Source organism: Rugamonas apoptosis (assembly GCF_014042355.1).
Classification (GTDB): Bacteria; Pseudomonadota; Gammaproteobacteria; order Burkholderiales; family Burkholderiaceae_D; genus Rugamonas; species Rugamonas apoptosis.
This window is the reverse complement of record NZ_JACEZU010000004.1, coordinates 264541-277230: the sequence shown is the minus strand read 5'-3', so window position 1 is coordinate 277230 and position 12690 is coordinate 264541. Positions and strand designations below refer to the sequence as shown.

At 65.8% G+C, this 12690-nt stretch carries 12 protein-coding genes; 6 read left to right on the top strand and 6 right to left on the bottom strand.

Going from position 1 to position 12690, the window contains the following annotated elements:
- Positions 1-152 precede the first annotated feature (152 nt).
- The gene (locus H3H39_RS10470; RefSeq protein WP_182153309.1) at positions 153-878 is read left to right on the top strand and encodes a cytochrome b/b6 domain-containing protein; all 726 of its coding nucleotides are present in this window, start codon (positions 153-155) and stop codon (positions 876-878) included.
- A gap of 76 nt (positions 879-954) precedes the next feature.
- Positions 955-3357, top strand: coding sequence for a heavy metal translocating P-type ATPase (locus H3H39_RS10465; protein ID WP_182153308.1), 2403 nt, complete (start codon positions 955-957; stop codon positions 3355-3357).
- A gap of 81 nt (positions 3358-3438) precedes the next feature.
- Here the strand turns inward: H3H39_RS10465 and H3H39_RS10460 are convergent, their stop codons facing one another.
- From H3H39_RS10460 to H3H39_RS10435, 6 genes are all read right to left on the bottom strand, one after another.
- On the bottom strand, positions 3439-4278 hold the full coding sequence (locus tag H3H39_RS10460; RefSeq protein WP_182153307.1) for a transposase: 840 nt from the start codon (positions 4276-4278) through the stop codon (positions 3439-3441).
- A 101-nt stretch (positions 4279-4379) separates the two neighbouring features.
- Positions 4380-5687 (bottom strand): glycerate kinase type-2 family protein, encoded by a 1308-nt coding sequence (locus H3H39_RS10455; RefSeq protein WP_182153306.1) that lies wholly within the window; start codon positions 5685-5687, stop codon positions 4380-4382.
- A 157-nt stretch (positions 5688-5844) separates the two neighbouring features.
- Positions 5845-6753, bottom strand: a complete 909-nt coding sequence (locus H3H39_RS10450; protein ID WP_182153305.1) for a PaaX family transcriptional regulator — start codon at positions 6751-6753, stop codon at positions 5845-5847.
- A 26-nt stretch (positions 6754-6779) separates the two neighbouring features.
- On the bottom strand, positions 6780-8087 hold the full coding sequence (locus H3H39_RS10445) for a permease (protein ID WP_182153304.1): 1308 nt from the start codon (positions 8085-8087) through the stop codon (positions 6780-6782).
- Between the two features lie 28 nt (positions 8088-8115).
- The gene (locus H3H39_RS10440) at positions 8116-8376 is read right to left on the bottom strand and encodes a DUF2249 domain-containing protein (protein ID WP_182153303.1); all 261 of its coding nucleotides are present in this window, start codon (positions 8374-8376) and stop codon (positions 8116-8118) included.
- Entirely contained in the window at positions 8373-8837 is a 465-nt protein-coding gene (locus H3H39_RS10435) for a hemerythrin domain-containing protein (protein ID WP_182153302.1), read from the bottom strand. Before H3H39_RS10435 ends, H3H39_RS10440 begins: the two co-directional genes overlap by 4 nt.
- A gap of 128 nt (positions 8838-8965) precedes the next feature.
- Between H3H39_RS10435 and H3H39_RS10430 the strand changes: the two genes are divergently transcribed.
- From H3H39_RS10430 to ubiT, 4 genes are all read left to right on the top strand, one after another.
- Positions 8966-10129 (top strand): NAD(P)H-dependent flavin oxidoreductase, encoded by a 1164-nt coding sequence (locus H3H39_RS10430; protein ID WP_182153301.1) that lies wholly within the window; start codon positions 8966-8968, stop codon positions 10127-10129.
- A gap of 76 nt (positions 10130-10205) precedes the next feature.
- Positions 10206-11249: a ubiquinone anaerobic biosynthesis protein UbiU gene (gene ubiU, locus H3H39_RS10425; RefSeq protein ID WP_182153300.1), complete on the top strand. Its 1044-nt coding sequence runs from the start codon at positions 10206-10208 to the stop codon at positions 11247-11249.
- A gap of 17 nt (positions 11250-11266) precedes the next feature.
- Positions 11267-12169, top strand: a complete 903-nt coding sequence (gene ubiV, locus H3H39_RS10420; RefSeq protein ID WP_182153299.1) for a ubiquinone anaerobic biosynthesis protein UbiV — start codon at positions 11267-11269, stop codon at positions 12167-12169.
- Positions 12166-12666: a ubiquinone anaerobic biosynthesis accessory factor UbiT gene (gene ubiT, locus H3H39_RS10415; RefSeq protein WP_229217965.1), complete on the top strand. Its 501-nt coding sequence runs from the start codon at positions 12166-12168 to the stop codon at positions 12664-12666. Before ubiV ends, ubiT begins: the two co-directional genes overlap by 4 nt.
- The last annotated feature ends 24 nt before the right edge of the window (positions 12667-12690 follow it).

Genomic DNA, 12690 nt, shown 5'->3' with positions numbered 1-12690 from the left:
CTGGCTGGCCGCATGGCCGGGTGGGGGCGAACTTAGTCTAGCACGCCGGGCGGGCCATTTGCCCACGTAAGAATTGCTTAATCTGCGCGCGCCATCATCGCTGCCATGAGAGGTCGGGCACGGCCGGACCTGAATTGACCAAGGAGAGCGACATGGCTGAATTGAATGGAAGCGCTGCGCAGGCGGCCGATGGCAAGGTGCTGGTATGGGATGCGCCGGTGCGGGTGTTTCACTGGTTGATGGTGCTGTGCTTCGCCGGCGCCTATCTGACCGCGGAGGAAGATGGCCTGCGCCTGCTGCACGTCACCCTGGGCTACAGCATGGTGGGGCTGGTGGTGTTCCGGCTGTTGTGGGGCGTGATTGGCACACGCCACGCGCGGTTCTCCGATTTCGTGCGCGGACCGGGCAAGGTGCTGGACTACTTGCGCAGCCTGGCCCAGCGCAAGCCCGCCCATTACGTCGGCCACAACCCGGCCGGTGCGCTGGCTATCGTCGGCATGCTGGGTCTGACCCTGGCTATCGGCTTCACTGGCTGGATGCTGTTCCAGGACCTGGGCGGCGACGCGCTGGAGGAGACGCATGAATTGCTGGCCAACCTGATGCTGGCGTTGGTGGCGCTGCACGTGGCGGCGGTGGTGGTGAGCAGCCGCCTGCATGGCGAGAACCTGGCGGCGGCCATGGTCACCGGCCGCAAGCGCGGCACGGCGGCCGAGGCGATCCGCAGTGCGTGGCGCCCGCTGGCGGTGGTGTTGCTGGCGGCCGTGCTGGGCTTCGGCGCGCTGCAATGGTATTACGCCCCGGTTGGCATTCCGGCCCTGAGCGGCAAAGGCGAGCATGTGGCCGGTCAGGTGAGGAATTCCGGGCACGACGAGGACTGAATCAGGCGCCATGCGCTTGACCTTCCAACGGTGGTAAGGTACACAATGTGAATAAGTACCGCCACCGGAGTGAGGAATGACTGCAGTCAGTAGCAAGGAATTGAGCCTGCCCATCGCGGGCATGACGTGCGCCTCGTGCGCGGGGCGCGTCGAAAAGGCGCTGGCCGCTGCGCCTGGCGTGAGCGGGGTGTCCGTCAACCTGGCCAACGAAACGGCCCGCGTGACGGGCGACGCCAGCCTGTCCGCCGCCGCCCTGGCCGCCGTGGTGCGCAAAGCAGGTTACGACGTTCCCACCCATGAATACACGCTGGCCATCGGCGGCATGACTTGCGCTTCATGCGCCGGACGGGTGGAAAAGGCCCTGGCGAAGGTGCCGGGCGTGTTGTCCGCCACCGTCAACCTGGCCACGGAACGGGCCAGTGTGACCGTCGCCGGTGACGATGCCGACATGGCGCGGCTGACGGCGGCCGTCAGCAAGGCTGGATACGAAGCCAGTCCCGCCGACGTGGCTGCCGCGCCGGTGGCGTCGGCAGCCGCCTCCCGCCAGTTGTCAGAGCCGGCGCAGATCGCCATCTCGGCCGCCCTCACTTTACCGTTGCTGGCGCCCATGGTCGCTGGTCTGGTTGGCGTCGAGCTGATGCTGCCGGCCTGGCTGCAATGGGCGCTCGCCACGCCGGTCCAGTTCTGGATAGGCGCGCGCTTCTATCGGGCCGCGTGGAAAGCGCTGTTGGCGCACACCGGCAATATGGACCTACTGGTGGCGCTGGGCACTTCGGCGGCCTATGGACTGAGCCTGTACCTGTGGTTGACGCAGCCGGATGGCATGATGAACCTGTATTTCGAGGCCGCGTCCGTCGTCATCACGCTGGTCCGGTTGGGCAAATGGCTGGAGGCGCGCGCCAAGCGCCAGACCACGGAGGCCATCCGCGCGCTGCAGTCGCTGCGGCCGGAGACGGCCCGCGTGCGCAGCGGTTCCACGTGGCGCGAGGTTCCCGCCGCCGCGCTCAAGGTGGGCGACGAGGTACAGGTGCGGCCCGGCGAGCGCATACCGATGGATGGCGTGATCCTCGAAGGCGGCACCCATGTCGACGAATCCATGCTGACTGGCGAGAGCCTGCCCGTCAGTAAAGGGCCCGGCGAGAAGGTGATAGGCGGCGCCGTCAACGGCGAAGGGCTGTTCGTGGCCCGTACCAGCGCGGTGGGAACGGAATCGACGCTGGCGCGCATCATCCGCGCCGTGGAAGATGCGCAAGCGGCCAAGGCCCCGATCCAGCGGCTGGTAGATCAGGTCAGCGCCGTGTTCGTGCCGGCCATCATCGCCATTGCGGCCGTCACCTGTATCGGCTGGTGGCTGGCGGGCGCCGGCTGGAGCACGGCCATCATCAACGCGGTGGCCGTGCTGGTGATCGCATGCCCGTGCGCGCTGGGCTTGGCCACGCCCACCGCCATCATGGCCGGCACCGGCGTGGCGGCCCGCCACGGCATCCTGATCAAGGACGCGGAAGCGCTGGAACTGCTGCACGGCGTGCAGGTGGTGGCGTTCGATAAGACCGGCACGTTGACGGTGGGCCATCCCCGTCTGGCGGCCCATGTGGCGGCCGATGGCGACCACCAGCGCTTGCTGGCGCTGGCGGCGGCCGTACAGCAGGGCAGCGAGCACCCGCTGGCACGGGCCATGCGCGATGCCGCTTCGGCCGACAGCATTGCGTCGCTCACCGCACAGGACATGAAGGCCGTACCAGGTTACGGTGTGACGGCGGTGGTGGACGGCCAGCCGCTGGCACTGGGCAATGAACGGATGCTGGTCCAGCATGGCGTGAGTGTCGAACCGTTGCGCGAACAGGCGAGTGCGCAGGAGCTGGCCGGGTGTACGGTCTCGTGGCTGGCCCGGTTGGGCGAGTCGCCAGCGCTGATCGGCATGCTGGCTTTCGGTGATGCCGTCAAGCCGGAAAGCCGGCAGGCCGTCGAGCGGCTGCATGCGCTCGGGGTGCGCACCGTCATGCTCACTGGCGACAACCAGGGTGCCGCCGACCATGTCGGACGTGAACTGGGCATCGACGAAGTGCATGTCCAGGTACTGCCGCAGGCCAAGGGCGCCGTGATCGCGGAACTGCGCAAGGCCGGCAAGCGGGTGGCGATGGTAGGCGACGGCATCAACGACGCGCCGGCGCTGGCGTCGGCCGACGTAGGCGTGGCCATGGGCAGCGGCACGGACGTGGCCATGCAGACGGCGGGCGTGACCCTGATGCGGGGCGATCCGCGCCTGCTGGTGGATGCCATCGACATCTCGCGCCGCACCTACAGCAACATCCGGCAGAACCTGTTCTGGGCCTTCATCTTCAACCTGGTGGGCGTACCGCTGGCAGCCTTCGGCCTGCTCAACCCCATGATCGCCGGCGCCGCGATGGCGTTTTCCAGCGTCTCCGTCGTGACGAATGCCTTGCGGCTCAAGCGCTGGCGGCCAGCACAGCAGGATTGACCATCGCACCCGGTCTCATCATTCGGTGTCAGGTCTGTCATTCGGACACCGATGACGCACCTTTGATCAACTTCAATATGTTTAATCAAGCTTGAACCCAGCAACCACCCGACTCACGGTTTTAATCGAGACCCGGGCGTGCTGGGCAATTTCCCGCATTGAGTAGCCAAGCGAATAGTAAGCACGCGCCATTGCTTCTTTGGGATCCCGATAGGCCGCAAAGTATTTTGCCAAAGGTAGTGCGATCGCACGCCTTTGGGTCCGCTTTATCTCCCGTAAATCGCCGGGAGGCTGGATGCCAATCACGCTTGCACGGAAGTCGCCATCGCCAAGCAGCATTTGATTGGACACCTTTGACAGCGGGTTGATGCCGCCTATGCCCGCAAGAACAAATTCTTTATACGATAGCCTGGCCTCCAGTTGCTTACCGCCGAATTGCATGAGCAGGAGGGCGGAGCGAAGCCAAGGCGGTGAATCGACCAGACCGATCGTCGCCTGATAGCTGCTCCATGGCCATTCGTTGGGAAGCGCGACCATGCGGGCACGCACCGGATTGAGTTCAATGTAGCGCGAAAGTTCCAGCAAATACGTCTCGTGCTGGCAAAGGATGGCTTTATACCGCCCTTGAAATACGTGCCCAATCAGGCCATGGGTGCGATTAAAGTAGCGCGAATAAGTTCCATTGAGGTGTCGCATGCCACGCGCGAGTTCGCCACTTACTGTTTCAAGCAGGAGGTGGAAGTGGTTCGTCATCTGACAATACGCGCGAACCTCGAAGTTGAAGCGCTCGCAGGTCTCGCCAAGGAGCGTTAGCCATACCAGGCGGTCGCTGTCGGAGCGAAAGATGCTGTCCTGCCGATCACCTCGCGCGGTGACGTGGTAAAGCGCATGCTCGAATTCGATTCGCAATGGACGGTTCATGGTAGCACCGTACCTTGACTACTCTTCGGCATAATTGCGATACCGCATGCAAGAATGTAAATATCGATAAAGCTAATGACGCCTTGATTAGACTCAAAGGATCATCGTCGGTGTCCGATTGACAGACCTGACACCGAATCGGATACCGAATCGTTGATCAGGATGGCGCGGAAGTCGTTCACGTTGGTGAGCGTGGGCCCGCAAATGACCGAGTCTCCCAGCGCCTGGAAGAAGCCGTGGCCGTCGTTGTTGGCCAGCGCGTCGCGCGGCTTGATGCCTTGCGCCCAGGCCCGTTCCAGCGTGTCCGGCCCGAGCAGGGCGCCGGCGATTTCCTCCTGGCCGTCCACGCCGTCCGTGTCGCAGGCGATGGCGTGGATGTCGGGGTGGCCATTGAGCGCGATGCCCAGCGATAGCAGGAATTCCACATTGCGCCCACCGCGCCCTTGTCCACGCACGGTGACGGTGGTTTCGCCGCCTGACAGCAGTACGCAGGGCGCGGCGAACGGCTGGCCCCGGGCCGCCACCTGGCGCGCCATGCCTGCCATGACGATGCCGACGTCGCGCGCTTCGCCCTCGATGCTGTCGCCAAGGATGTATGGCGTGATGCCGGCGGCGCGGGCCACGGCGGCTGCCGCTTCCAGCGCCATTTGCGGCGTGGCGATCATGCGGATTTCGCTACCCGCCAGACGCGGATCGCCTGGTTTGATGGTTTCGGCGGCCCCGCTTTCCAGTAACGCGATGATGTGGGGCGCCGCGGCGATCCCGTAGCGGCGCAGGATGGCCAGCGCGTCGGCACAGGTGCTGCGGTCTGCGCAGGTGGGGCCGCTGGCGATATCGGCCGGGTCGTCGCCCGGTACGTCCGAAATGAGCAGCGAAACGACCCGGGCGGGATGGCAGGCCGCCGCCAGCCGTCCGCCCTTGATGGCCGACAGGTGGCGCCGCACGCAGTTCATTTCGCTGATGGTGGCGCCGCTCTTGAGCAGGGTTGTGTTGATGGCCTGCTTGTCGGCCAGCGTGAGCGCGTCGTCGGGCAGCACCAGCAGCGACGAGCCGCCGCCGGAAATCAGGCAGATCACCAGGTCGTCCGCCGTCAGCCCGGCGACCATGGCGCGGATCCGGCGTGCCGCCTGGAGGCCAGCTTCGTCCGGTACCGGATGGGCCGCCTCCACGATTTCGATGCGCTGGCACGGCACGCTGTAGCCGTAGCGCGTGACCACTAGTCCCTGTAACGGACCGGGCCAGTGCTGTTCCAGCGCGCGCGCCATTTCGGCGGAAGCTTTTCCGGCGCCGATCACCAATGTGCGGCCCTTGGGCGGTGGCGGTAAATGAGGCGCAATACATAGCGATGGCTGGGCGGCGGCGACGGCCGCGTCGAACATGTGGCGCAGCAGTTGGCGGGGATCGTTCATGGCGCTTCCTTGGCAGGACCGCGTGGCGCGGCTGGAAAAACGCTAGTGTGCCATGGGCGCCGGACCAAGCACACAAAAAGACGGGGTCAGGTCACAAAATCGGGCAATTCGCGCGATTTCATGGCCTGACCCTGCCGTGTGCCGTACTTTTGGAGGACTATGCGGCCTGCGCGCACAGCTCCGGCACTGGCCTCGCCAATATGGCTGGTATCACCACCGGTGCGCTATGGACATGGCGCTGCGCGCCTGCCTGCGTGTAGCGGCGCAGGTCGCGGTACAAGTCGTAGGCGGCGCGGGCGGGCCAGTCTTCGGGCAGGAATTCCAGCGGCAGCATGGGGTCGTTGTGGCGGCACTGGTGCCAGGCCAGCCCCACCAGCACGCGGATCACGAAGGCCTGCTCCGCCGTTGGCGCGGGGCTGCTTTGCAGCGTGTCGCGCAAGGGACCGCACTGTTGCATGAAGCGTTCGTAGTCGGCGCGGGCGGCGCTCAAATCCCAGGCTTCGCGTCCGAATTCGGCCGGCGGACGTCCACCCGTCACCTGGCGGCCGCTGACCTTGAAGATTTCCATGTGGGCGTCCTCGCCCAGTTCCGACAGGTCGTCCTGGCCACGGGTCTCATGGTCCGTGGGACGGGCCAGCACGTTGGGCGCCAGCGCGCAGTAGCCATGGTTGGCCAGGGCTTTGCGCAAGGTGGCGTAAGTGGCGGCGCCGATGCGGCCGCCGGCGTTGATCAGCAGTGTCCAGTCGCCATCCCAATGGCGCTCGGGGGCGGCGTTCAGGCGGCGCCAGGCGGCGCGCAGTCCGTCGGCGGCGGCCGGCGCCACTTCGTAGCTGGCGCGCCGGCCATGGCGGCGCGATTGCAAACAGCCTTGCTCGGTCAGGCGGAATACGCTGGTGCGGGTGGCCCGCTCGTCCAGGCCGAACGGCGCCATCAGCCGTATCAGCTCGTGCAGCCAGACTGGTTCGTCGCCGGCCAGGTCGGGGTCGCTGAAGATCAGCTTGAGCAGCGCCGTCGAGCGGGGCGCCATCTGCCGCGTGCTTACGCGTATCCAGTGTTCTAAGGTCATGATGTTCTCGTTATGGGAGAGGAGGTTCAGGCCGGCGCCAGGCGCTTGCCGGTTTGTGCTTGGCGTTGCAGGCGGCGGTACATGCGCATCACCTGCAGCAGGTTAAACCACAGCATCAGGCACGAGGCCAACATGGCCGCGCCGGCCGGCCGCGCCAGTTGTTGCGGCCAGTAGCAGGCGGCCAGTAACAACAGCAGGGCTGCCAGATGCATGGCGAATTGCAGGCGCGCGTGACGCTCGGGGATGATCTTGTTGACGTTGGGTGCGCCACGACCGATCGCTTCCTGCAGGTGGTACCAGGTCAGGAAGGGTACGATCTTGTACAGCATGCCGTTGACGGTGGTGAGCGCGAAGCCGGCGATGAACAACACGCCCAGGGCCAGCGGCTGGGTACCGTCACCGGCGTGCACGGGCAGCAGCCACAGGACCAGCGCGGCCAGCAGGCTGGCCATGGCGGTGCGCCAGAACAGCGTGGTGGGATCGGCCTTGGGCCGCTTGCGGCGTGCCAGCAGGGCCAGGGTGATAGCCGCGAACAGGCCGTAGGCTCCTACGATGGCCGACTCGGTGGCGGTATGGAACCAGCGGTCTTGCGGCTGTTGCAGGCTGGCGGATATCGAGCAGGCCAGCAGCAACAGGAACAGGACGGTGGTGAAGAAGCGCGTGAGCCATTGTGGATACGGTTCCGTCACCTGGAACATGGGCACCACCTGGAACGCCACGCCCACCACCAGCAGCCCCACCCAGCCGAACAGGCCCCACATGGCGTGGACATCCGTCAGCAGGGGCAGCGGCAGCGCCAGCAGCTCGGGCCAGGCGAGGGCGCCGGCCAGCAGGCCGCCCAGTACGATGGTGATGGCCAGCGCAGCCAGCGCCAGGCGGATGGCGGCCACGGTGGCGGTGGCGCCGCTGGCGTGCTGCTGCCATAGTCCGATGGTGCAGGCCACCAGCAGCAGGCATAAGGCGGTCAGCAGCGCCGCCAGCGCCAGTTGGAACAAGGCCGGGGCCTCGAACCAGAACGCGCTGGCCAGCAGCAGCGTCCCCGCGCACAGGGCGATGTGGACGATGATGGCTACGGGGCGGGCATGGGGCAGGCCCACCCCTGCCACCACGGGCAGCATTTGCAGCAGGGCGCCCACCATGGTCATGCTGAGGCAACCGAGCGTGAGCAGGTGGGTGAGCGCCAGCGTGGCCGGCGTCCAGCGCGAGGCCAGCGCGGCGTCGCCTTGCCACAGCAGCAGCGCGGCGGCCAGCGCCGCGAACAGCGGTGCGCTCAGGAAGTAGCGCATGGGTAGCGCCAGGGGCGGATTTTGATCGAACGACAGGGCGCGTTGCATGGTGTCGGTGGAGCGAAATATCTGGACGTCAGGCGGATAATCCGGCTTGTTGCGGGTCCCAGATCAGCAGTTCGAAGCGGTAATCGGGCCGGGTCGAGATGCTGTGGGCGTAGCCGTTACGCTCCAGTACCCGGTACAGCGGGTGTGGTTCGCGGTCGATCAGCACGCGCAGGCGCTGGCCTGGTTGTAGCAGGTCCAGCGCTTCCATAATCAATACCATCGGTTCCGGCGGTTCCAGGCCACCCACATCCAGATCCTGATATTGCCATTGCACGTTGTCGTCGCTCATGGTGTCGCTCCTTGTTCGGCCGCCGCTTCGAAGGCGCGCATCTGTTCCAGCAATTGGGGCAATTGTCCGCCCAGGAAGCGGTCGGCCATGGGGTAGAGAATGCCTTCCTCTTTGAGATTATGCTGTCGCATCAACATGCGCAGCGTGTCGGCGTGGTTGAAGAATTCGTCGCCATCCTGGGCGGCGATGGCGTCGGCCATGCCCTGCACCAGGTCGCGCATGTGGGTATGCTCGCCGCGCATGACGGCAGTGGGACCGCCGCTGTGGCCCATGGCCTGCTCCAGCGCGGGGAACATCAGCTGCTCTTCCATGCCCAGATGGTGTTCCAGCATGGTGCGGAAGGCACCGAAGTCGCCGCTGGCCAGCGCCCATTGTTTGCCTACCACGCGTGCCTCGGCCAGGGCGTACTGGTCGTCGCATTGCTGGTGGTCGCGTCCTAAAAATGTGCCGATGCTGCTCATGTCTGTTCCTTGGCGAAGTATTGGTTTGTATTGTCACATTCTGGCAAGCCGCAAATCTTTGATACACATCAAGGATTCGAACGATGCAGGAGCGTTACAGTTCGGGCTTGCAATCATGAAGGCCTTCTATGTTGTTGACTGTACTGAATCGGTTCCAACTCCGGGACAAGCTGCTGCTCCCCATCGTGCAGGGGGGCATGGGGGTAGGCGTGTCCGCGCACCGGCTGGCCGGCAGCGTCGCGCGCGAGGGCGCGATGGGCACCATCGCCAGCGTGGACCTGCGCCGCCACCATCCGGACCTGATGGACCAGACGGGCCACAGCAAGGACCAACGCCTGATCGAAGCGGCCAACCTGACGGCGCTGGACCGCGAAATCGGCCTGGCGCGCGCCATCGCCGGCGGCAAGGGCATGATCGCCGTGAACGTGATGCGGGCCGTGAGCCAATACGCCGACCTGATACGCCAGTCCTGCGCCAGCGGCGCCGACGCGTTGGTGGTCGGCGCCGGCCTGCCGCTCGATCTGCCGGAACTGACGTCCGAACACCCGAACGTGGCCCTGATCCCCGTGCTGTCGGACGCGCGCGGCATCGGCCTGCTGATCAAGAAATGGATGCGCCGTAACCGCCTGCCGGACGCCATCGTCATCGAAAATCCCCGCTTCGCGGCCGGCCACCTGGGCGCGCCCACGACGGAAGCCGTCAAGGATCCGCGCTTCGGCTTCGCTACCGTGCTGGAAGGCGCCCATGCGCTGCTGCGCGAACTGGGCCTGGAACGCGAGCGCATTCCCCTGATCGCGGCCGGCGGCGTGCATACACACGAACAGGTCAAGGAGCTGATCGGCATGGGGGCCAGCGCGGTCCAACTGGGCACGCCGTTCGCCGTCAGCACCGAGGGCGACGCCCACCAGGTGTTCAAGGACGTGCTGCTGGAGGCAGGCGAGGAAGACACCGTCACTTTCATGAGTGCAGCCGGCCTGCCGGCGCGCGCCGTGCGCACGCCCTGGCTGATGCGCTACCTGGACAAGGAAACCAAGTTGCAATCGAAAGCCCGTCCCAAGCCTTGCACGGTGGGTATCGAATGCCTGCAGCAGTGCGGCTGGCGCGATGGCGACGCCAGGGCGGGCCAGTTCTGCATCGACACCCAACTGGCTTTCGCGCTGGAGGGCGACCGCAAGCGCGGCCTGTTCTTCCGGGGCAGCGAAGCTTTGCCGTTCGGCGCTGCCATGCGTCCCGTGCGTGAGCTGATCGACTACATGTTGAACGGCACGCAGCCACCGCCGCTGGCCGCGTGAACGCGCCCGGCACCGCCACTTTTTCCGCCGGCCGCCGCGGGTGCGGCCGGTTCACCCTAGCCTTGATCTCGCACACATGAGTAATTTATCCGTAGCTTCCAGTCCGGCCCAAAGCGATGCCGGCATAGAACTGGTCTGCCCCGCCGGCAGCCTGCCGGCGCTCAAGGCCGCCATCGATAACGGCGCCGACTGCGTCTATCTCGGCTTCCGCGACGCCACCAACGCCCGTAATTTCGCGGGCCTCAATTTCGACGACGTGGCCATCGCCCAGGGCATCGAGTATGCCCATAGCCGTGGGCGCAAGGTGCTGCTGGCCTTGAACACCTATCCGCAGCCGTCCACCAGCGGCTTGTGGCGCACCGCCATCGACCGCGCCGCCGGCGCCGGCGTGGATGCCGTGATCCTGGCCGATCCGGGCCTGATGCAATACGCCTCGGAGAACTTCCCCGACCTGCGTCTGCATTTGTCCGTGCAGGGCTCGGCCACCAACTACGAAGCCATCAACTTCTACCAGAAGCACTTCAACGTCGCGCGCGCGGTGCTGCCGCGCGTGCTGTCGATGGCGCAGGTGGAGTCGGTGGCCGCCAACACCACGGTTGAAATCGAAGTGTTCGGCTTCGGCAGCCTGTGCGTGATGGTGGAAGGGCGCTGCGCGCTGTCCTCCTACGCCACCGGCGAATCGCCCAATACCCACGGCGTATGCTCGCCGGCCAAGGCGGTACGCTGGCAGCAAAGCCCGAAAGGTCTGGAATCGCGCCTGAACGGGGTGCTGATCGACCGCTACGACGAACAGGAAAACGCCAGCTACCCCACGCTGTGCAAGGGCCGCTTCAAGGTGGAAGGCGAAACCTATTACGCGGTCGAGGAACCCACCAGCCTGAACACGCTGGAACTGCTGCCGCAGCTGATCAACATGGGCGTGCGCGCCGTGAAGATCGAAGGCCGCCAGCGCAGCCCCGCCTACGTGGCCCAGGTCACGCGCGTGTGGCGCGACGCCATCGATCAAGCCAAGAACAACGCGGCGCGCTATTCCGTCAAACCGGACTGGATGACGGAACTGAACCGGGTGGCGGAAGGCCAGCAGCACACGCTGGGCGCCTATCACCGTTCGTGGAAATAATCTCTTAGGGAGCAAGTATGTTGAAACTCGCACTGGGGCCCATTCTGTACTACTGGCCCCGCGATACGGTAATGAAATTCTACGAAGAGGTCGCGAATTCGCCGGTCGATATCGTCTACCTTGGCGAGGCTGTGTGCTCGCGCCGCCATGAACTGCGCCTGGCCGATTGGCTGGAGATCGCGGAAAAACTGCAGGCGGCCGGCAAGGAAGCGGTGCTGTCCACGCTGGCCCTGCTCGAATCGGGCTCGGACGTGACGACCTTGCGCCGCCTGACGGGCAATGGCCGCTTCGCCGTGGAAGCGAACGACATGGGCGCCGTGCACCTGATGGACGGTGGCCTGCCGTTCGTGGCCGGTCCGCACGTCAACGTCTACAACCCGCCCACGCTGCAGTTGATGGGCAAATTGGGCGCACGCCGCTGGGTGATGCCGCTGGAGATGGGCCGCGAAGGCCTGGAGCAGATGCAGGCTGGCCGTCCGCAAGGCATGGAGACGGAAGTATTCGCCTACGGCCGCATGCCGCTGGCGTTCTCCGCGCGCTGCTTCACGGCGCGTAACCGCAATCTGCCCAAGGATGATTGCCGCTTCAGCTGCCTGGACTATCCGGATGGCCTGGTGATGGAGACCCGCGAGGATGCAGCGTTCCTGGTGCTGAACGGTACCCAGACCCAATCGGCGCTGGTCTACAACCTGATCGAGGAACTGGACCAGATGACCAAGCTGGGCGTGGACGTGGTGCGAATCAGCCCGCAGTCGCAGCACACCCGGCGCGTGATCGAGTGCTACGACGCCGTGCGTCGTGGCGACATGTCCGGCGCGGCCGCCAACGCGATCCTGGCCGACTGTATGCCGGCCGAAGCGTGCAACGGCTACTGGTACGGCAAACCGGGACTGGAACAACAAGCAGGGAGGGCAGCATGATGCAAACCGCGAATCCTACGATCAAACGTACCGGCCAGACGCTGCCGGCTCCCGTGGCCGCCTTCTTCGGCCGGCTGCCGCCGTTCCCCGGCTCGCTGCTGTTCGTCACGGGCCTGAACCTGACCTTGCGCCAGCACCTGCCGGCCGACGTGCGCGCCAGCCTGCAAGGACGCAGCCTGCGCATCAGCGTGCGTGACGCGGCCGTGTCGTTCGACTTCGAATGGCAGGGCGAGCGCTTCGCCGCCCGCCGCCGCGCGCCGCAGGTGGACCTGGAAATCGCCGCCAGCGCGCGCGACTTCCTGGCCCTGGCGCGCCGCGAGGAAGACCCGGACACGCTGTTCTTCTGCCGCCGCCTGTCCATGGAAGGCGACACGGAACTGGGTCTGCTGGTCAAGAACACGCTGGACGCGATCGAAGCGCCCATGCTGGACCTGGCGCGCCAGGCGCTGCAACGCTGGCTGCAAGGGCTGCGGCCAGGCGCGCCGCGGCGCGGCTAAGGTCACACCACCAGGAGGTGCTCG